The sequence below is a fragment of the Caldimonas thermodepolymerans genome, from assembly GCF_015476235.1.
GTDB classification, from domain to species: Bacteria; Pseudomonadota; Gammaproteobacteria; order Burkholderiales; family Burkholderiaceae_C; genus Caldimonas; species Caldimonas thermodepolymerans.
On the sequence record NZ_CP064338.1, the window covers coordinates 3,222,993 to 3,243,934 of the forward strand.

Annotated in this window: 14 protein-coding genes; 5 read left to right on the plus strand and 9 right to left on the minus strand. The window is 72.9% G+C overall.

Annotation, left to right across the window (positions count from 1 at the left end; translation table 11 throughout):
- Positions 1-156: 156 nt before the first annotated feature.
- The gene (locus tag IS481_RS15200) at positions 157-1,686 is read right to left on the minus strand and encodes a sigma-54 interaction domain-containing protein (protein ID WP_104358072.1); all 1,530 of its coding nucleotides are present in this window, start codon (positions 1,684-1,686) and stop codon (positions 157-159) included.
- 274 nt (positions 1,687-1,960) lie between these two features.
- Between IS481_RS15200 and IS481_RS15205 the strand changes: the two genes are divergently transcribed.
- Both IS481_RS15205 and IS481_RS15210 read left to right on the plus strand, forming a co-directional pair.
- A complete protein-coding gene (locus IS481_RS15205) occupies positions 1,961-2,317 on the plus strand; it encodes a hypothetical protein (protein ID WP_104358073.1) in 357 nt (118 codons plus the stop codon).
- Positions 2,318-2,319: 2 nt separating this feature from the next.
- Positions 2,320-4,530, plus strand: a complete 2,211-nt coding sequence (locus IS481_RS15210; RefSeq protein ID WP_104358074.1) for a PEP-CTERM sorting domain-containing protein — start codon at positions 2,320-2,322, stop codon at positions 4,528-4,530.
- Positions 4,531-4,578: 48 nt separating this feature from the next.
- Here the strand turns inward: IS481_RS15210 and IS481_RS15215 are convergent, their stop codons facing one another.
- The 3 genes from IS481_RS15215 to IS481_RS15225 form a co-directional block, all read right to left on the minus strand.
- Positions 4,579-7,491 (minus strand): adenosylcobalamin-dependent ribonucleoside-diphosphate reductase, encoded by a 2,913-nt coding sequence (locus IS481_RS15215; protein WP_104358075.1) that lies wholly within the window; start codon positions 7,489-7,491, stop codon positions 4,579-4,581.
- A 166-nt stretch (positions 7,492-7,657) separates the two neighbouring features.
- Positions 7,658-11,128, minus strand: coding sequence for a CHASE domain-containing protein (locus tag IS481_RS15220; protein ID WP_104358076.1), 3,471 nt, complete (start codon positions 11,126-11,128; stop codon positions 7,658-7,660).
- A gap of 560 nt (positions 11,129-11,688) precedes the next feature.
- Positions 11,689-12,924: an NAD(P)H-dependent flavin oxidoreductase gene (locus IS481_RS15225; RefSeq protein WP_104358077.1), complete on the minus strand. Its 1,236-nt coding sequence runs from the start codon at positions 12,922-12,924 to the stop codon at positions 11,689-11,691.
- A 131-nt stretch (positions 12,925-13,055) separates the two neighbouring features.
- Between IS481_RS15225 and IS481_RS15230 the strand changes: the two genes are divergently transcribed.
- A complete protein-coding gene (locus tag IS481_RS15230; RefSeq protein WP_104358078.1) occupies positions 13,056-13,445 on the plus strand; it encodes a YciI family protein in 390 nt (129 codons plus the stop codon).
- Between the two features lie 16 nt (positions 13,446-13,461).
- Here the strand turns inward: IS481_RS15230 and IS481_RS15235 are convergent, their stop codons facing one another.
- Complete coding sequence (locus IS481_RS15235) at positions 13,462-13,845, minus strand: hypothetical protein (protein WP_104358079.1); 384 nt, start codon at positions 13,843-13,845, stop codon at positions 13,462-13,464.
- Positions 13,846-13,948: 103 nt separating this feature from the next.
- Here IS481_RS15235 and IS481_RS15240 point away from each other — a divergent pair, with 103 nt between their 5' ends.
- Positions 13,949-14,962, plus strand: coding sequence for a metal-dependent hydrolase (locus tag IS481_RS15240; protein WP_104358080.1), 1,014 nt, complete (start codon positions 13,949-13,951; stop codon positions 14,960-14,962).
- Between the two features lie 12 nt (positions 14,963-14,974).
- Here IS481_RS15240 and IS481_RS15245 read toward each other — a convergent pair whose 3' ends face one another.
- The 4 genes from IS481_RS15245 to IS481_RS15260 are packed head-to-tail and all read right to left on the minus strand — an operon-like array spanning position 14,975 to position 19,009.
- Positions 14,975-16,027: a VWA domain-containing protein gene (locus IS481_RS15245; RefSeq protein WP_104358102.1), complete on the minus strand. Its 1,053-nt coding sequence runs from the start codon at positions 16,025-16,027 to the stop codon at positions 14,975-14,977.
- Positions 16,008-17,048 carry a DUF58 domain-containing protein gene (locus IS481_RS15250; protein ID WP_104358081.1) on the minus strand — a complete coding sequence of 347 codons (1,041 nt, stop codon included), beginning with the start codon at positions 17,046-17,048 and terminating at the stop codon, positions 16,008-16,010. Before IS481_RS15250 ends, IS481_RS15245 begins: the two co-directional genes overlap by 20 nt.
- Positions 17,020-18,039: an AAA family ATPase gene (locus IS481_RS15255; protein WP_104358082.1), complete on the minus strand. Its 1,020-nt coding sequence runs from the start codon at positions 18,037-18,039 to the stop codon at positions 17,020-17,022. Before IS481_RS15255 ends, IS481_RS15250 begins: the two co-directional genes overlap by 29 nt.
- A gap of 16 nt (positions 18,040-18,055) precedes the next feature.
- Positions 18,056-19,009, minus strand: coding sequence for a S1C family serine protease (locus IS481_RS15260; RefSeq protein WP_104358083.1), 954 nt, complete (start codon positions 19,007-19,009; stop codon positions 18,056-18,058).
- Between the two features lie 392 nt (positions 19,010-19,401).
- On the opposite strand from IS481_RS15260, the gene IS481_RS15265 reads away from it, so the two are divergent.
- A complete protein-coding gene (locus IS481_RS15265; protein ID WP_104358084.1) occupies positions 19,402-20,874 on the plus strand; it encodes an AMP nucleosidase in 1,473 nt (490 codons plus the stop codon).
- Positions 20,875-20,942: the final 68 nt, after the last annotated feature.

Sequence of the window (20,942 nt, forward strand, 5' to 3'; positions counted from 1 at the left end):
GTCTACCACCTGTGCTCCTGCAGATGCGGGAGGGGATGCGGCGCGCCGTTTGCTGCCTGGCGCCGGCCGGCCGGGCGGCGCCCCTTGGCGTGCCCTCGCGACCGGACACAGGCCGATACCATCGGCCCGCGCCGCACCAGGCACCAGTCCGCCCGTTCAGCGCCCCCCGGCCGGCGGCCAGGGCACCGGCCCGTACTGCGCCAGCTTCTCGTACAGCGTGGCGCGCGAGATCTTCAGCAGGCGCGCGGCCGCCTGCTTGTTGCCCCCGGTGGCGTTGAGTGCCGCCTGGATGGCCTGCCGCTCGACCTCGGCCACCGCTTCGCCCAGCGGCCGCACCGCCGACGCCCCGGGTGCACCGGCACCCTCGGCGGCGGTCGCGGACGCAGGGCTGAGCTCCACCGGCGGCTGGAGCGGCGATTCCGGCGTCGCCAGCGCCCGGCGGAAGTGCCGCGCCTCCAGCCGCAGGTCGTCGGTGAGCATGGTCACCTGCTCCAGCACGTTGCGCAGCTCGCGGATGTTGCCGCGCCAGGGGTGGGCGCGCAGCACCTCGAAGGCATCGGGCGCGACGTCGCGGTGCGGCATGCCGCTGCGCCGCGAGATGTCCTCGCCGAGGAACTCGACCAGCGCTTCCAGGTCGCCCAGCCGCTCGCGCAGCGAGGGCAGCCGGATCGGCACCACGTTGAGCCGGTAGTACAGGTCCTCGCGGAACTTGCCCTCGGCCACCAGTTGAGGCAGGTCGCGGCTGGTGGCGGCGATGACGCGCACGTCGACCTTGAGCACCTGGTTGGAGCCGAGCGGCTCGATCTCCTGCTCCTGCAGCGCGCGCAGCAGCTTGGCCTGCAGCGCCAGCGGCATGTCGCCGATCTCGTCGAGGAACAGCGTGCCGCCGTCGGCCAGCTTGAACTTGCCGTCGCGGCCCTTGCGGTCGGCGCCGGTGTAGGCGCCGGGCGCGACGCCGAAGAACTCGGCCTCCAGCAGCGTCTCGGGAATGGCGGCGATGTTGACACCGATGAACGGCCGCCCGGCGCGCGACGAAGCCGCGTGGATCGCGTGCGCGAGCAGCTCCTTGCCGGTGCCGGTCTCGCCCAGCAGCAGCACCGTGCTGTCGGTCTGCGCGACGCGACGCGCCTGGCGCTTGACCTCCATGACCTGCGGGCTGGAGCCGATGAAGCTGGCGAAGGTGTACTTGGGCCGGCGCTGCTCGGCGAGCTGCTTGCGCGCGTCGTCCAGCTCGCGCTGCAGCCGCGCGAACTTCTTCATCAGCGGCTGCATCGTGCTCTCGGGGTGAGCCATCAGCACCATGCCGAGCGCGCCGATCACCTCGCCGCGGTCGTCGCGCAGCGGGATGCGGCTGACCAGGAAGGTGCCGGCCTTGTTGGTCAGCAGGTCCACCAGGATGGGCCGGCCGGTGGCGATGACCTCGCGCATCAGCGTGTTGGGCACCACCTCCTCGACCGCATGGCCGACGAACTCGGATTCGTCCTGGAAGCCCAGCGCGGGCAGGAACTGCTTGTAGCCCTCGCTGATCCAGACCACCTTGCCCTGCCGGTCGACCAGCATCATGCCCTCGACGGTGTCGGCGAACAGCTGGAACATCGAGCGCGCGGCCAGCTCGAGCACGCTGCGCACGTCGCGCGGCAGGTCGGGAACGTGGGTGAAATCGTCCTGGAGGGACACGGTCGGCATGCTCACCGGTCGATGGTACCGCCGGGGGCGATCGCCCCACCACCGGGGATGGACCGCCCTTGACAGCGCGCCGCGTGGCGTGTCCGCCACGACAAGCATGCTGCGCGCCTGCCTCACCCCTGGAAACGGGGGATGGCCGCCAGGCCGCACCGGACGCGGCTTGCGCGGCAGTGCGTCACACCTGCTTGCACGTTGGCCACCCCCGCCCGAAGCGGCCGTGGATGCTGTGGATTGCGAGGGCGCGTCCCTGCTGCGCCCTGACGGAGGAGACATCATGAACGCAGCCTTTGGTTTCCGCCCGCACCTGTCCCGGCTGGCCCTGGCCTGTGCCACCTGTTGCGCCGGTGCCGCCCCTGCGGCGGACTACACCTGGACCGGCGCTGCCGGCAGCAGCAATTCGTTCTGGGACCTGGCGAGCAACTGGTCGCCCGCCCTGCCGTCCGGCGCCGATGCGCGGCTGCTGCTGGGCGCCTACGACACCACCCTGCGCAGCGGGGTGTTCGACGTGGGCAGCGTGCACGGCTCGCGGCAGCTGCTCGTGCAGGGCGGCGAGCTGATCCTCAACGCGTCCGGCTCGTCGCTCGGCACCCTGCACTTCGCCGGGGGCACCATCAAGGCCCCGGGGGGCTGACCGTGCGGACCCTCCGCTGGGACGCCGGACGGTTCTCGCCCGACCTGTTCGCCGATCCGCCGTCGCAGCTGGTGGTCACCGGCCAGGCGGTGCTCGGCCCGGGTGGCGACCAGTACCTCGGCGGCAACCAGAGCAGCCTGACGCTGTGCGGCCGCACGCAGTGGCTCGACGGCGTGTCGCAGCTGGGCACCGACGGCACGCTGACCATCGGCGCGACCGGACGCTTCGAGGACCATGCCGACAGCGGCGACCACCGGCTGCACGTGGGCGGCACCTGGCGCAACGACGGCACCTACGTGAAGACCGGCCAGGCCACCACCAGCTTCGACATGCCCTTCGGCGGCGCGGCGTTCCAGAACCACGGCCGCTTCCTCGTCAACCAGGGCCGGGTCTCGATCAACGGCGCGCCGTCCGGCAGCTGGAGCAACACCGGCACCCTGGAGGTGGCCGACGGCGCCGTGCTGGACGTCTCGGTGTTCCGCTACCCGGCCATCGAGCAGAGCGGCACCGTGCGCATCCGCGGCGAGGCGAGCTTCTCGGTGCTGTGGTCCGGCATGCACAGCACCGGCCGCTGGCACGTGGGTCCCTCGGGCGCGCTGACGTTCATCAACGATGCGATCGACGAACGCTCCATGCCCGTCGTGTTCGACGGCGGCAGCGTCCACAACGACGGCCGGCTGGTGTTCAGCGGCGGCATCACGCAGCTGGTCAACGGCGCGGCCATCGTCGGCCACGGCCTGGTCGAGCTCGACGGCGCGGCCGTGCTCGAATCGCAGGCACCCCTTCAGGCCCGCGAGCTGCGCACCGGCGGCGCCCACCAGCTCGACCCCTTCTTCCCGCCCTCCTGGGGCGGCATCAGCGCCCCGCAGCTGCGCGTGACCACGCTGGACTGGGACACCGCCACCCTGGACGTGCCGGGCCAGATCTCGGTCACCGGCGAGGCCCGGCTGCACGGCGGGCCGCAGTGGTTCAACTGGGACGGCAGCGGCCCCGCGGTGCCCGCCTACCGCAAGGTGGTGAACGGCACCCTGCTGCTGGGCGGGCGGACCACCTGGAGCGGGGAGACCGACCTGGTCGGCAGCGGCCGCATCCGGACACAGGCCGGACGGGAGTTCATCGACGAGACGGCGCAGGAGCTGCCGGACGACTTCGACACCACCCGGCCGGTGGAGCTGGGCGTGGCGGTGTTCGAGCATCACGGCACCTACCTCAAGACGGGGGCCGGGGCGGTGAACGTGACCGGGCACTTCGACAACCGCGGCGTCGTGCGCACGCAGGGCAGCGGCCGGCTGATCTTCAGCGGCGGCCTGGACCAACGCGGCACCCTGGACGCGCAAGGGGCGCGCATCGACGTCCTCGGCCCGCTCGCGCAATGGTCGCCCGCCGAGCGGCGCCTGGGCGGCGGGCGCTACGTGATGCGCGACCAGGCCATCGGCCTCGACCTCGGGGCCCCTGAAGGCATCGCGCACAACGCGGCCCGCATCGAGCTGCACGGCCAGGAGGCCCGGCTGCTCAACGTCCACGGCGGGACCGACCGCCCGGCGCTGGCCAACCTGGCCCTCAACACCGGCACGGTGCGACTGGGCGGCGGCGCGAGCCTCGGCACCGACGTGTCGTTGCAGAACCGCGGCACGCTGGCAGTGGGCGAAGGCAGCGCGCTGGAGGTCGGCGGCGACTACCGCCAGCTCGGCACTGCGGCGCGCACCTGGGTCGACGGCGTGCTGCAGGCCGACCTGATCGAGTTCGCCGGCGGCGTGTGGAGTGCCGGCGCGGACCTGGACCTGGTCGGCAGCGCCTCGCTGCTGACCGGCGAGGTCCGGCTCGGCGCCAGCCGCCTGGCGGTGGACATCGCCAGCCTCGGCCTGTACGACACCGTGGCCATCGCCGGCTCGGTGCTGCTGGGCGGCACGCTGTACGCGGACTTCGACGATGCCTCGCTGGCCGAGGGGCTGTACCGCGTGCTGACCGCCGCAGGCGGACTCAGCGGCAGCTTCTCGGTGCTGACCAACCTCGATCCGGGCCTGTATGCGGTCGACGCCCTCTACGGCGACCACCACGTCGACCTGCAGGTCACCCGGCTCCTCCCGAGCGAGACCGGCGCGGGGCTGGGCGACCTGCCGACGGCGCCGGTGCCCGAGCCGCAGACCTATGCGCTGATGGCAGCGGGCGGCGCGCTGCTGTGGTGGCGCCTGCGGCGCCGGCGCGACGCCTGACGGCATGGCGGCCACCCGCCGCCGCAGCGGGCCGCCCTCGGGGCGGCCTCAGCCGCAGGTGCCGGTGTAGCCGCAGGCGGTGCAGAAGTCGCAGCCGTCCTTGTGGATCAGCGTCGCGTTGCCGCACTCCGGGCAGGGCCTGCCAGCCATCGGTGCGGCGGCCACGGCGGCGGCCGCCGGCGCGTCGCCTTCGGGCGCCTGCAGGATGCCCATCTCCTGCACCGGGTAGCCCTGCTCGTCGAGCACGCCCAGCATCGCGTAGCGGTGGATGATCAGCCGCGCCAGGTAGGCCACGGTCGAGGGCCAGGTCTGCTGGCGGCGCTCGCCGTGCGGCAGGCCGGGCACGAAGGCCATGAAGTGGCCCAGCGGCTCGGCGTAGTTGAGCAGCTTGCGCAGCTTCATGCCGATCCAGGCCGGGTCGACCACGCGCATGTCCAGCGACAGCAGCCGCGCCAGCCCGTCCAGCGCCTTCGGGTAGTTGCCCGACAGGCCCATCGCGCAGGGCCGCGTGACCGGCCGCCCGTCCGGGCCGGGCAGCGTGATCTCCTTGAGCGTCAGCGTGAACGACTCGCCGGTGGTCGGGTTCTCGACGTCCACCGCCCAGGCGAGCGTGCCCGACGGCCCGGTGCGCGGCTCGTCGCGGCTGAACATCGCGTCCAGCACCGGGGTCGGCGCCTTGGCATCGGCCTCGCGCCACAGGCCCAGCTGCTCGCAGCGCCAGCGGATCACCGCGGCGGTCGCCGCGACCACGCCGGGAAAGCGCCGCAGCTCGCCGTGCGGCGGGAACGGCATGTCGAAGGCGCGCTCCTCGGCCACGGTGGCCAGCGCGTCGAGCTTGAGCTTGACCCAGGCCACGTCGTTGCTGCGCAGGTCCATCGACAGCGTCTTGGCCATCGCGCCCAGGCCGCGCGGCTGCTCGGCGCCGTTGACCCAGACCTCGAACGGCAGCATGCGCCCGGCCTGCGCCCCCTCGCCCGGCAGCTCGCCGACGAACAGCGCGAAGTCGCCGAACGGGTGCTTGATCATGTAGGTCCAGGCCGCGTTGCCGGCCGGCAGCTCGGGCCGCCCGGGCCAGCGCAGCGAGGCCAGCACCGGTGCGGGCAGGCGCTCCAGCGCGAGGCGCCGGTTGGCGTCGTCGGTCTCCAGCGGCTGCGGCTTCGAGGACGACTCCACGCTCAGCACCGCGCCCAGCACCGCGTTGGGCCGGTAGGTGGCCAGGCCCTTGAGGCCGGCCTTCCACGCGCGCAGGTACAGGTCCTGGAAGTCCTCGTACGGGTAGTCGGCCGGCACGTTGACCGTCTTGGAGATCGAGGTGTCGATGTACGGCGCCACCGCGGCCACCATCTCCTGGTGCGCCTGCGCGCTCATCTCCAGCGCGGTGACGAAGGCCGGCGGCAGCGGCGCGTCGGGCCCGTGCAGGTGGCGGAACAGGCGCCAGGCATGGTCCTCGACCACGTACTCCTTGAACGTGCCGTCGGCGGTGCGCTTCCTGCGCGTGTAGGTCCAGCTGAAGGCCGGCTCGATGCCGTTGCTCGCGTTGTCGGCAAACGCCAGGCTGATGGTGCCGGTCGGCGCGATCGACAGCAGGTGCGAGTTGCGGATGCCGTGCTGGCGGATGCGGTCCTTCAGCGCCTGCGGCAGGCGCGAGGCGAAGGTGCCGCGGCTGAGGTACAGGTCGGCGTTGAACAGCGGGAACGCGCCGCGCTCCTGCGCCAGCTCGACCGAGGCCTCGTAGGCCGCGTCACGCATCACCTCGGCGATGCGGCGCGCCATCGCGCGCGCCTCGGGCGTGTCGTAGCGCAGGTTGAGCATCACCAGCGCATCGCCCAGCCCGGTGAAGCCCAGGCCCACGCGGCGCTTGTTGCGCGCCTCGGCCTGCTGCTGCGGCAGCGGCCAGCAGGTCACCTCCAGCACGTTGTCGAGCATGCGCACCGCCACCTGGGCCAGCGCCGCGAAGCCGGCCTCGTCGAACTGTGCGTCCGGCTCGAACGGGCGGCGCACGAAGCGCGTCAGGTCGATCGAACCCAGGCAGCAGCAGCCGTACGGCGGCAGCGGCTGCTCGGCGCAGGGGTTGGTGCTGGCGATGGTCTCGCAGTAGTTGAGGTTGTTGTCGGCGTTGATGCGGTCGAGGAACAGCACACCCGGCTCGGCATGGTCGTAGGTCGAGCGCATGATCTGGTCCCACAGCTCGCGCGCGGGCACCTTGCGGTAGACCCACAGGCCGTCCTCGCGCCGGTAGGCGCCGGCGGCCTTCTGCGCCGGCCCCGGCTCGGCGCGGTGCACCAGCTCGACCTCGGTGCCGGCCTCGACCGCCTGCATGAACGCGTCGGTCACGCCCACCGAGATGTTGAAGTTGCGCAGGTCGCCTTCGTCCTTGGCGTGGATGAACTCCTCCACGTCCGGGTGGTCGCAGCGCAGCACGCCCATCTGCGCGCCGCGCCGGCTGCCGGCCGACTCCACCGTCTCGCAGGAGCGGTCGAACACGCGCATGTAGCTGACCGGGCCGCTGGCGCTGGAGCGCGTGCTGCCGACCCAGGCGCCGCGCGGGCGGATGCGCGAGAAGTCGTAGCCCACCCCGCCGCCGCGGCGCATCGTCTCGGCCGCTTCGGTGAGCGCGGTGTAGATGCCCGGGTGGCCGTCGTCGTCGTGGGCGATCGAGTCGCCCACCGGCTGCACGAAGCAGTTGATCAGCGTGGCCGACAGGTCGGTGCCGGCGGCGGAATTGATGCGCCCGGCCGGCACGAAGCCCTGCTGCTGCGCTTCCAGGAAGCGCTGCTCCCACAGCGCCCGCGACTCGGGCGCCTCGACGGCCGCCAGCGCCCGCGCGACACGGCGGCGCACGTCGTCGACGCTGCGCTCCTCGCCCTTGGCGTACTTCTCCAGCAGCACTTCCTCGCTGATGGCCTGGGCGGGCAGGTTGTGCACGGTCGCGGGGGCGGTGGTGTCACGAAGGTCTTGCATGGCAACGGAATCCAGGGAGAGTTCAGGGCGTGCAGCAAGGTATGCGGCGCCGCCCGGACGCAGGTTGACCTGGGTCACGGGGGTGCGCCACCAAGCGAGCCTGCGCCATCCTCTGCGCGCTGTCAAAACCCTGCCCGCGTCGGCGGCTTTGCCGGGCGGACAGCGTTCAGGAGCGGCCGCCGGGCGGCCCGGGCCGGCGCGGCGCAGGCAGCGGCGGACGCAGCCAGCGCTCCAGCGTGCGCACCAGCACGCGGGTCTCGACCGGCTTGGAGATGTGGTCGTCCATGCCGGCCTCGAGCGAGGCGCTGCGGTCCTCGCCGAAGGCGCTGGCGGTCATCGCGAGGATGGGCGTGTCGGCATGGTCGGGCAGGCGCCGGATCTCGCGGGTCGCCTCCAGCCCGTCCATCTCGGGCATGTGCAGGTCCATCAGGATGATGTCGTAGCGCTGCGCGCGCGCGCGCTGGACCGCTTCCGCGCCGGTGGAGACCACGTCCACCTCCAGCCCCAGCGCACGCAGCTGCTCGACCGCGACCAGCTGGTTGACCACGTTGTCCTCGGCCAGCAGCGCCCGCACGCCGTCGAAGTGCGGCAGGTCCGGCTCGCCGGGCAGCGCCGACAGCCCGGTGGCCGTGCCGGCACCGAGCACGGCCGCCGCGGCCCGCTCCAGCGCCGCGCCGGTCAGCGGCTTTTCCAGCACCAGGATGCCCGGCACGCGGTGCAGCGAGACGCGCAGCGCACTGCCGTCGCGCATGGTGGTCAGCAGCACGGCCAGCCCCGGCGTCTCGCGCGCGGCCGGCGGCAGGGGCGCGGTGTCGGCGTCCCAGACCAGCAGGTCGTAAGGCTGGCCGCGCGCCCGGGCCTCGTACAGCAGGGCCACGGCCTCGCCGGCCGCCCCGGCGATGTCCACCGAGCCGCCGAGCGCCTCCATCGCGCCGGCGATGGCCTCGGCGGCGACCAGCGTGTCGTCGACCACCAGCGCGCGACGGCCGGCAAGGACGGCGTCATGCGCCGGCACCGGGTGGCCGGGCGCCAGCTGGACCGTGAACCAGAAGGTGCTGCCACGCCCTTCGCGGCTGCTCGCGCCGACCTTGCCGCCCATCAGCTCGGCCAGCTGGCGCGTGATGGTCAGGCCCAGCCCGGTGCCGCCGTAGCGGCGGGTGGTCGAGGCATCGGCCTGCTCGAAGGCCTGGAACAGGTGCTGCAGGGCCGGCGCCGCGATGCCGATGCCGGTGTCGGCCACCTCGAAGCGCAGCGTGATGCGCCCCGGCGCCCCGTCCACCTGGCGGCAGCGCACCACCACGTGCCCGGCCGGGGTGAACTTCACCGCGTTGCCCAGCAGGTTCAACAGCGCCTGCCCGATCCGGGTCGGGTCGCCCACCAGCCGGCGCGGCGCGCGCGCGGCGTCGATCACCAGCTCCAGCGGCTTGCCGCGCACCTGCCCCAGCACCAGGGCGCAGGTGTTCTCCAGCACCTGCTGCAGGTCGAACTCGACCTGCTCCAGCACCAGCCGGCCGGCCTCGATCTTGGACAGGTCCAGCACGTTGTTGATGATGGCCAGCAGCAGCCGCGAGGCGTCGGCCATCTTGTCGAGCCGGTCGCGCAGCACCGGGTCGCGGGTGTCGCGCCGCATCAGCTCGGTCAGCCCGACGATGGCGTTCATCGGGGTGCGGATCTCGTGGCTCATGTTGGCCAGGAACTCGCTCTTGGCCCGCGTGGCGGCCTCGGCCTGGGCGCTGCGTTCGGTCAGCGCCCGGTTCAGGTCGATCAGCTCGCGCTGCAGGCGCGCCCGCTCGGACAGGTCGGTGGCCACGCCCATGAAGCCGATCTGCGTGCCCGCCTCGTCGCGCAGCTCGCTCAGCACCAGCAGCACCGGCAGCCGCGTCCCGTCGCGGCGGACGTAGGTCCATTCGCCACGCACGCTGCCGCCGTCCCGCGCCATCCCGCCCATCAGGTCCTCGACCCGCACCGGCCGGTCCTCGCCGGGCTTCAGGCAGCGCTGGCGCAGCTCCTCGGGATCGTGGAAGGACAGCGCCCGGACCTTGCCGACCACCTCGTCGGCCCGGTAGCCCAGCAGCGCCTCGGCCGCCGGGTTGAACACCGTCACGAGGCCGGCGCTGTCGGTCGCGATCACCGCGCTGCCGGCGCTGGCGAGGATGGCGCGCTCGCGCGCGGCGAGCCGCTGCACCTCGGCCGTGCGCTGCGCGACCTGCTGCTCGAGCGTCGCGTTGAGCTGCAGGATCTCGGCCTCGGCGGCCTTCTGGGCGCTGATGTCGCGCAGGATCTTGGCGGTGCCCACGACCTCGCCGCCGTCGAGCCGGATCGGCGCGACCGAGACCGAGACGTCGATCGCATGGCCGTCCCGATGGCAGCGCACGGTGTCGAAGCCGGGCACGCCCAGGCCGCGGCCGACGCGTTGCAGGATCTCGGTCTCCTCGGCGTCGCGGTCCGGCGGCACGATCAGCTCGCGCACCGTGCGCCCGACGGCCTCCCCGGCGCTGTAGCCGAACATGCGCTGCGCGGCCGGGTTCCATTCCTGCACCACGCCGTCCAGCGTCTGGCCGATGATGGCGTCGGGCGAGTGCTCGACGATGGCCGCCATGCGGGCGCGCTGCAGGCTCTCGGCCCGTGCGCGGCCGATGCCCAGCAGGTACAGGTAGGTCAGCCCGGCCAGCAGCAGCGCGCCGGCCGCCGTGCCGCCGGCCACGGTCCATGGACTGGGCAGGTTGAGGTAGGCGTAGAAGGTCGGGGTGGCTTGCACCTGCACCGCCCAGCGGCGGCCGAACACCCAGGTCTCGGCCTCCTTGACCCCCGTGCGCCCGCGCTGCCCGGCCCAGCCCGGGGTGGCGAAGAAGGGCTCGGGGGGGTCGCCCTCGGTGCGGTCGTACAGCGCGATGCGGAAGCGGCCGTCGCCGTAGTCGAAATCCCGCAGCACCTCGTCGATGACCAGCGGCGTGTAGGCCCAGCCGATCACCGCCGCCTCGCGTGCGGCCTCGGTCGGCGGCGTGGCGCCGCCTTCGTACACCGCCAGCAGCAGCAGGAAGGCGCTGTGCGGCTGCGCGGCGGCCTGCACCAGCGTGACCGGCCCCGTGAGCACCGGCTCGCCGCTGCGCACGGCCCGCTCGGCCGCCTCGCGGCGCTGCGCCTCGGAGGCGATGTCCAGGCCGATGGCATCCCGGTTGGACGCCACCGGCTCGACGTACTGGATCACGTAGCGATCGCCGTCGTGCGGCGCCAGCTGCCGGATCGAGAACGCCGGCCAACCGTCGGCGCGCGCCGCCTCGACGAAGGCCGGCTCCTGCGCGCGCGGCACCTTGCGCACGAAGCCGAAGCCGCGCGCCCCGGGGAACTCCTTGGCAGGGTTGCGCGACGCGGCGTAGCGGGCGAAGCGCTCGCGCGTCACCGCCCGCCCGCCGGCCGCCACCACGGCCCCGCGGGTGCCGCGCAGGCCGTACTCGTACAACGTCATGCGGTCACGCACCTGCGAGACCGCGCGCTGCATCATGGCCTGGAAGCGCTCCTCGACGAACCCGGCATTGGCCTGCTGCTGGCGGTAGCCGGCCCCTGCGGCGCACAACAGCCCCAGGCCCAGCACCAGCCAGGGCAACAGCTTCGCAGAACGCCACGACGACATCGACATGCAACCTCGACTGACCGGGCCCGCAGGCACACAAGGCGCACGGCGCGGGGCGTCGGCCCGCCGCCCCGGCGCGGCGCAGAGCAATCATCGCGGCCTGGGTGGCGAGGCCATGTCACACGATGTATGGAGCGCGGCCCGCGTCGCCGGGGTGCCTGCGGCACCCGCCGGCAGGCACAGAGGACGCGCGGACCACGCGGTCGACTGTAACCGGAATGCGCCGCCGGGGGGCTCCATCCAGGGGGGATTTCCCGCGGCGGGTCGCCGCCGTCGAGCACGCCGACGCGCACGGCAAACGCCAGGTCGTACGGCGCTCGTCCTCCAGCAGAGAGAACGCTTCGGCCTCGATGCAGCGGAACGCCGGCCGCCCGGTGGCCCGCTCGGCGGCCCGCGCCGCCGCTTCCGGGCCCGCAGCCCCTCTCCGGCACCCGCAGGCCCGGGCGCAGCGGCAAGGCATCGGCGATCCGCGCCAGGCGGGGAAAGTGGCGCGCCGTCATCCCAGGCAGGCAGCAGCACGGCAGGCGTGCCGCGTTCTGGCGCACGCCGGCCGCCTGCGGCGGTCCTCAGGCGGGCGCGCCCTGCGCTGCGGGCTCGGCGGTCAGCAGCCGAGCCATCAGCTCGCGCACGCTGCGGATCTGCGCGCCGAACGGCAGCGCGCCGGCACCGCGGAAGAACAGGCCCTTCTTCACGTCGCCGCGCAACGCGGCGGCCAGCTGGTGGTCGATGCAGAACTGCCCCCAGCCGGGCAGGCCGTCGCGCAGCCCGCATTGCGCGAGGCAGTCGAAGGCCTTGGTGCAGCGTGCCTTCACATGCGCCACCGCCTGCAGCTTGCGCTCGATCTTCAGGTAGGCCTTCAGCCAGGGCGTGGCCACCGCGCGCGCCGGCAGGCCGGCGACGCTGGTGAACTCCACCACGTCCTCCTCGCGCGCCTCGGCCAGCACGCGCTTGAACTCCGGATGCGCGTCGGCTTCCTCGGTGACCGCGAACGGCGTGCCCAGCTGCACCGCGGCCGCGCCCAGTGCCTGCAGGCGGCGGATGTCCGCATGGCTGCGGATGCCGCCCGCAGCGATGACGGGGATCTCCTTCTCGACGCCCGCACGGCGCAGCACCTCGCGCGTCTCGGGGATCACGCGCTCGAAGTCGAAGCGCGGGTCGGCCAGGTCCTCGATGCGCGCCGCCCCCAGGTGGCCGCCGGCCCAGCGCGGGTGCTCGATCACCACCGCGTCGGGCAGGCGCTGCTTGCGCTCCCACTTGCGCAGCACCAGCTGCACGCCGCGCGCGTCCGACAGGATCGGGATCAGCAGCGCCTTCGGGTGCTCGCGCGCCAGGTCGGGCAGGTCCAGCGGCAGCCCGGCGCCCACCACGACCGCATCGACGCCGGCCTGCAGCGCGCGGCGCACGTGGGCCGCGTACTCGCTGACCGCGCGCATCACGTTCATCGCCAGCAGCCCGCGCCCGCCGCTGCGCTCGCGCGCGGCGCGCACCTCGCGCTCCAGCGCTTCCAGGTTGGCGGCGTTGATCGCCGCCTTGGCCTCCTCGCCGGCGCCCAGCCCGGTGGTGCGCGCCATCAGGTCGGGATGGTGGCGACGCAGGTCTACCGAGGACAGCGTGCCGATGCCGCCCAGCGCCGCGACGCTGCCGGCCAGCCGGTGCGCCGAGATGCCCACGCCCATGCCGCCCTGCACGATGGGCAGCAGCTCGCGCCCGCCCAGGCGCAGCGGGGCCAGGCCGCTGCGGGCCAGCAGGGCGTCGAAATCGGGGTCGATGGGCGACGGTGCGCCGTCGGCGGGATGAGACATGTCAAGAGCCGGGAAACTGCGAGCCCGCCATCGTGGCGGGATGCGGATCGCAGGGTTTTGACCTGCCGCAAGCAGGTCTTTCGCGTGGCCGGGGCTGCGCGCACAATGGCCGGCACCGGCAAGGAGACCCCATGAGCGAAGACAAGCGACCGCAGGAGTTCCTGGTCCTCTCGCGCGGCCAGTGGGACGCGCAGCTGCCCCCCGAGCGCATCCAGCAGGCCATCGACGAGTTCTACGCCTGGCACGATCGGCTGGTCGCGCAGGGCCGGATGAAGTCCGGCCAGCGGCTGCAGCCCGCCACCCGGCTGGTCACCCGCCATGGCGTGATCGACGGCCCCTACACCGAGGCCAAGGAGATCGTCGGCGGCTACTGGTTCTTCGTCGCCGGGAGCCTGGACGAGGCGGTCGAGCTGGCGTGCCAGAACCCCTGCCTGGCCTGCGGGCTGAGCATGGAGGTGCGCCCGGTCGACCCCGAGCGCGCCAGCGCCTGGGCCGTGACCTGCGAGACCCCGGCGCGCTGACGCCGCGGCCCCGCGCTCAGCGCGGCGCGGCCATGCCGAGCCGGCGCGCGAGCAGGTGCACGCCGGCGGCCACCAGCAGCATGCCCAGCAGGCCCAGGGCCCAGACCACCCAGATCAGCGGCACCAGCCAGTCCAGCGCCGTGCCGGCCCAAGGCAGCCAGTTGCGGCTGGTCTCGGCCAGCCACAGCACCCCGCGCTGCGCGGCCTGCACGACGGCCGGGTCGATCCAGGCCGCCACCCAGTCCGGCACCGGCCACTGCGCGACACTGCGGCCGAAGCTTTCCACCTCGCCCGAGGCCACCGCGCGGGCCAGCCAGCGCGTCAGCACGGACAGCAGCACGGTGCCGCCGGTCCACAGCAGGGCGGACACGGCAAACACGATCCACAGGGCGACGATCATGATGCAACTCCTCCCGGCAGACGATGGCACGCAGCCGGACGATACACCCCATTGGAACGCCCTTGCGCCCGGGCGCGCTTGACTGCCGCCACAATCGCCGCCCATGGATTCGTTGACACAGATTGCCCTCGGCGCCTCGGTCAGCGTCGCGGTGATGGGCCGGCGCACCGCGGCCTGGAAGGCCGCGCTGTGGGGCGGCATCTGCGGCACCCTGCCGGACCTGGACGCGTTCATCGACCACGGCGACCCGGTGCGCAACATGACGCTGCACCGCGGCGACAGCCACGCGCTGTTCTGGCTGACGCTGGCCACGCCGCTCCTGGCCGCGGCCATCGCGCGCCTGCACGGCGAGCAGGCGCAGTGGCGGCGCTGGGGCCTGGCGGTGTGGCTGGCGCTGGTCACGCACCCGCTGCTCGACCTGATGACGGTGTACGGCACGCAGCTGCTGCGGCCGTTCAGCGAGCATCCCTACGGCGTGGGCAGCATCTTCATCATCGACCCGCTGTACACGGTGCCGCTGCTGGCGGGCCTGGTCGTGGCGATGCGGTCGCGGCGGCCCGGCGCGCTGCGCTGGAACCTCGCGGGCCTGGCGTTCAGCACCGCCTACCTGGGCTGGAGCGTGGTCGCACAGCAGCACGTGGCCGGCATCGCGCGCGCCTCGCTGCACGCGCAGGGCGTGCAGGCCGCGCGCCTGCTGGTCACGCCGACGGCCTTCAACACCGTGCTGTGGCGCGTGGTCGCGGTCACGCCGGACGGCTACCTGGAAGGCTTCCGTTCGCTGCTCGACCGCGAGCCGCAGATGCAGTTCGAGCGCTTCGCACGCGGCGACGAGCTGTACCGCGACCGGCTGGCGCCCGCCTCCTGGCATGCACGGCGCCTGGCCTGGTTCACGCACGGCTTCTACAAGGTCGAGCGGCACGGCGACGAACTGCGCATGACCGACCTGCGCATGGGCCAGGAGCCCTACTACACCTTCACCTTCGTGCTGGCCGAACGCCGCGACGGGCAGGACCTTCCGGTCACGCCGCGCCTGGTCAGCCAGCGCCCCGCGCTGCGCGAGGGCTTCACCTGGCTGTGGCTGCGCGCGCAGGGCCTGCAGGTGCCGCCGCCGCGCTGACCACCGCCCGGCTCAGGCGAGCCGGTTGAACCACAGCATCGACAGCCCGGCGGCCAGCAGCATCAGCACCGCCGCCGCGCCGGCCAGCAGCGCGGTGATCTCGGTCTCGCGCTTTTCCAGCGTGAGCTTGGAGTTGAGCCCCTCGTAGATCTTCTTCAGCTCGTGCGCGGTACCGGCGTAGAAGTACTCGCCCCCGGTCAGGTCGGCGATGGTGCGCAGCGCCTCCTCGTCCAGGCTCACGCGCATCGACCAGCCGTCGCCGAACAGCAGCTCGCCGTTGTCGGTGCCCACGCCGACCGTGAACACGCGCACCCCGCGCTCGGCCGCCATGCGCGCCGCGGCGATCGGGTCCGGGCCGGTGGTGGTCTGCCCGTCGGTCAGCAGGATGATCGCCGCCGACTTGTACGAGCCCGGCTCCACCGGCTCCGGCGGCGCGGCCGGCCGGGGCTCGCCCGAACCGAGCGCCCGCCCGTGGCGTCGCGTCGCCGCTCCCGGCCGCGGGTCGAGCGCGCTCAGGTCCACGTCGATGTCGGGGAAGATGGCCTGCAAGGCCACCAGGATGCCGCTGCCCACCGCGGTGGCGCGCTGGAAGTTGAAGCGCTCGATCGCCGCCAGCACGTCTTCCTTGTTGTACGTGGGCGGCTGCACCAGCGCCGCGGTGCCGGCGAAGGTCACCACGCCGATGCGCGTGGATGGCGGCTGCGCGCTGATGAAGTCCCGCGCCGCGGCCTGGGCGGCTGCCATGCGGTTGGGCTCCACGTCCTCGGCGCGCATGCTGCCCGAGACGTCCATCGCCAGGATCACCTGGCGCTGCTGCGACGGCAGCATCACGGTGGTGGTGGGCCGGGCCACGGCCAGCAGCAGCACGCCGATGCCCAGCAGCATCAGCGCCGGCGGCAGGTGGCGCCGCCAGCTCGCCCCGTGGCCGAGCGCCTCGCGCACCATCGCCAGCCCTGAATAGCGCACCACCATCTTGCGGCGACGGCGCTGCAGCCACAGGTACAGCGCCACCAGCAGCGGCAGGAGCAGCAGCAGCCACAGCAGTTCAGGCCACAGGAACGACATCTTGCCCTCCATCGGCAGAAACATCCGCCTGCCCGGTCCGCGGCGCCGGCACGCCACCGCCGGCGGCCAGCCGCGCGCGCAGCTTGCGCAAGGCGATGAAGCGGCGCAGCGCGTCGGTCAGGTCTTCGTCGGTGGACAGCTCCAGCGCGTCGACCCCGGCGTCGCCGAACGCGATGCGCAGCTCGGCCTCGCGCTGCCGGGCCACGGCGGCAAAGCGCCGGCGGAACGCCGGGTCGTGCGTGTCCACCCACAGCTGCTCGCCGGTCTCGGCGTCCTGCATCGGGATCAGCCCCAGGTCGGGCAGCTCGCGCTCCAGCGGATCGACCAGCCGCACCGCCAGCACGTCGCGCCGCTGCGCCAGCTGGCCGAGCGGCTCGGTCCAGCCCGGCTCGCAGATGAAGTCCGACACCAGGAACACCATCGCACGCCGGCGCATCACGCCGGCCGCATGGCGCAGCAGTGCGGCCAGGTCGGTGGCGCGTCGCCCCGCCGGCGTACCGCCGCGCGAGGGCTCGCGCCGCATCAGGCGATGCAGCAGCTGCAGCACCTGCTGCCGCCCGCCACGCGCCGGCAGCACCATTTCCACGCCCTGGTCGGCCACGATCGCGCCGACGCGGTTGCCATGCCGGGTCAGCAGGCGCGAGAAGGCGCCGACGAAGGTCAGCAGCACGTCGCGCTTGCTGCGCTCGTAGGCGCCGAACTCCATCGACGCGCTCAGGTCGAGCAGGAACCAGGCGGTGATCTCGCGCTCCTGCTGGAACTGACGCACGTGCGGTTCCAGCACCCGCGCGGTGACGTTCCAGTCGATGTGGCGCACGTCGTCGTTGAACTGGTACGGGCGCAGGTCGGCCAGGTCCAGCCCCAGGCCGCGGAACAGGCTGCGGTAGTCGCCTTCCAGCAGCCCGTCGAGCCGGCGCAGCACGGTCCATTCGAGCCGTTGCAGCACCGCCTCGGCGGTGCCCCAGCCCGGCAGCGGCGCGGACGGCGCCGTCTCAGGATTCGGCAGCGGCTTCCGTGGCATGGGTCTGCAAGGGCTTGGGCGGCGGCGGCACCTTGGCCATCACGCGCTGGATCAGCAGGTCGGGGGAGAGGTTTTCGGCCAGCGCCTCGTAGGACAGGATCAGGCGATGGCGCAGCACGTCGGGCACCAGGTCGCTCACGTCCTCGGGCAGCACGTAGCCGCGCCCGCGCAGCAGGGCCAGCGCGCGCGCGCCCTCGACCAGGTGGATGCTGGCACGCGGGCTGGCACCGTAGCTGAGGTGGCGGCGCATCTCCTTGAGGCCGAAGCGCTCCGGCGTGCGGGTGGCGGCCACGAGGCGCACCGCGTACTGCATCAGCGTCGGGTCCACGTAGACCTGGCGGCACTGCTGCTGCAGCGCCGCCAGCTCCTCGGGCGTGACCACCTGCGCCACCTCCACCGGCGCGCCGGTGACGCGCTCGACGATGACGAACTCCTCCTCCTCGCTCGGGTAGCCGATCAGCACCTTCATCATGAAGCGGTCCACCTGCGCTTCCGGCAGCGGGTAGGTGCCCTCGGTCTCGATCGGGTTCTGCGTCGCCATCACCAGGAACGGCGTGGGCACGCGGTGCGTCTCGCCGGCGATCGTGACCTGGTACTCCTGCATCACCTCCAGCAGCGCGCTCTGCACCTTGGCCGGCGCGCGGTTGATCTCGTCGGCCAGCAGCAGGTGCGTGAACACCGGACCCAGCGAGGTCGAGAACTCGCCGGTCTTCTGGTTGTAGATGCGCGTGCCCACCAGGTCCGCCGGCACCAGGTCGGGCGTGAACTGCACCCGCTTGAAGCTGCCGTTGATCGTGCGCGCCAGGGTCTTGACCGTCAGCGTCTTGGCCAGCCCTGGCACGCCCTCGACCAGCAGGTGTCCCTGCGCCAGCATCGCCACCAGCACCCGTTCGAGGAAATGGTCCTGCCCGACCACCACGCGCTTGACCTCGTAGAACACGCGCTGCATGCGTTCCGCGACCGCCGACTGGGTAAGAGAAGGTGTGTTCATGCGCGTCCTGGCTCGCTCAGAAGGGGGGGAGGCCGACCGCCGCGGCCGCGTTCTCGATCGGCACGGCAAAACCGATGCCCACGAACACGCGCTGCGAGGTCGGGTTGAGGATGGCGGTGACGATGCCGACCACTTCGCCGTTGGCGGTCACCAGCGGCCCGCCCGAACTGCCCGGGTTGGCCGCCGCGTCGAACTGGATCAGGTTGGTCATCAGGCGCTCGCCCTCGGGCGAGCGGAACTCGCGCTTGAGCCCCGAGACGATGCCTGCGGTTGCAGTGGGCCCGATGCCGAACGGAAAACCCACCGCCACCACCGGGTCGCCCACGGCGAGGTCCCGGGTCGAGCGCAGCGTCGCCGGCCGCAGGTCGTCGGGCACGCTGCGCGCGCGGATCACCGCGAGGTCGTTCTCGGGCTGGCTGGCGATGTGGTCGGCCTCGGCCTCGTGCCCGTTGTCGAACACCACGTGCAGGCGCGGGGCGCCGAGCACCACGTGCAGGTTCGTCAGGATGATGCCCTCGTCGACGATCACGACGCCGGTGCCCACACCCAGTTCCTTCTGCTCGCCCTTGGCGTCCGGCTCGCTCAGCCCGCGCACGCGCACCACCGAGGGGCGGATCGCCTCGTAGGCCTTGGCGGCCATGGACGGCAGCAGCTTGTTGTTGAGCGTGTGCAGCACGGCCGCGTCGATGTCGCCCTGGGTCAGGCGCTGCGGCGGCGGCTGCAGCCCCAGGGTGTAGCCCAGCATCAACGCCAGGCCGAACAGGCCGCCCGCGGCCACCAGCAGCAGCTTCTCGTGACGCCGTGCAACAGCGGTGACGCGTTGGCGCAGCCGCGCCCGCCACCCGGGGCGCGCTGGCGCCTCGGCGGGGCCGGACGCAGGTGCTCCGGCCTGCAGCGACGCGGGCGAACCCTGGGGGTTCCCCGGCCGGCGGGTCGGATCAGCACTGCTGTAGAGCGCAACCTTCTTCATGCGCGCCGCTCCGTCAGGGGCCTGCTGCAGGCCCCGGGCCACACCACCACGGGCAGGGTCCAGGCAAGCACTTCGGTCGGTCCGGGCCAGGTGGCGGGGATCGAGCGCGGCTTTGCTCGGGCACTCCACGCGTATGCCGCAAGCTAGCACGATGCGCGCCCGTTTGCATCAACGTCCCTGCAACCCGGCGGCACATGGGCGGGATGTCCCGCCGCGCTGCGGCCACCAGGCGCCGCGGTCCCGGGCGCAGCCGCCGGGAAATTTTCAGGATGTGTCAGCGGCCGCGCCGGCCCCGGCGCCCGGGCAGCGCATGCCCCCACGCCGATCCCCTGCGCCCGGCGTGCGCTGGCGATCAGGCCACAATGCCGCAAACACCTGCCTGCAGGAGGACCATGTCAGCCCAGAGCTTTCCGACCCAGCGCCACGACGACCCCGAGGCCGCACTGCAGCGGGTCGCCGAGATCTACGAGCACGGCATCGCCCACATCCGCGATGCGCTGCGCCGCTTCGTGGCCGGCGAGCCGCTGACCGGGCACGTGCGCGCCTGCTATCCGTTCGTGCGGGTGCACACCGACACGGTGGCGCGCGCCGACTCGCGCCTGGCCTACGGCTTCGTCGCCGGCCCTGGCACCTACGAGACGACGCTGACGCGGCCCGAGCTGTTCGGCAACTACTACCGCCGCCAGTTCGAGCTGCTGCTGAGGAACCACGGCGTGCCGCTGGAAGTGGGCGTCAGCGCACAGCCCATCCCGCTGCACTTCGCGTTCGCCGAGGACGACCACCTCGAAGGCAGCCTGCCGCCCGAGCGCCGGCTGCGGCTGCGCGACCTGTTCGACCTGCCCGACCTGGCCGCGATGGACGACGGCATCGCCAACGGCACCTACGAGCCAGGCCCCGGCCAGCCGCTGCCGCTGGCGCTGTTCACCGCCCCGCGCGTCGACTACTCGCTGCACCGCCTGCGCCACTACACCGGCACCGCCCCGGAACACTTCCAGAACTTCGTGCTGTTCACGAACTACCAGTTCTACGTCGACGAGTTCGTGCGCCTGGGCCGCGAGCTGATGCAGCGCCCGCCCGCCGACGGTCCCGACGACGGCTACGTCGCGTTCGTCGAGCCCGGCAACGTGGTCACGCGGCGCCAGGGCTGCCCCGAAGGCGAGGCGCCGCCGCGCCTGCCGCAGATGCCGGCCTACCACCTGGTGCGGCCGGACCGCAGCGGCATCACGATGGTCAACATCGGCGTGGGGCCGAGCAACGCCAAGACCATCACCGACCACATCGCGGTGCTGCGCCCGCATGCCTGGATCATGCTGGGCCACTGTGCCGGGCTGCGCACCACCCAGCAGCTGGGCGACTACGTGCTGGCGCACGGCTACGTGCGCGAGGACCACGTGCTCGACGAGGACCTGCCGCTGTGGGTGCCGATCCCGCCGCTGGCGGAAGTGCAGGTGGCCCTGGAGCGCGCGGTGGCCGACGTCACCCGGCTGGAAGGCTACGAGCTCAAGCGCATCATGCGCACCGGCACGGTGGCCTCGGTCGACAACCGCAACTGGGAGCTGCTGCCCCACCCCGGTCCCGAGCGCCGCTTCAGCCAGAGCCGCGCGATCGCGCTGGACATGGAATCGGCCACCATCGCGGCCAACGGCTTCCGCTTCCGCGTGCCCTACGGCACGCTGCTGTGCGTGAGCGACAAGCCGCTGCACGGCGAGATCAAGCTGCCGGGCATGGCCAACCAGTTCTACCGCGAGCGCGTCGACCAGCACCTGCGCATCGGCATGCGCGCGATCGAGATCCTGCGCCAGCAGCGCCTCGAGCAGCTGCACAGCCGCAAGCTGCGCAGCTTCGCCGAGGTCGCGTTCCAGTGAGCCCTGTCCCCGCCGTGCCCCGGCCGGCCCAGGGGCCTTTGCGCGGGGCGCGCGGCGGGAAAACTATG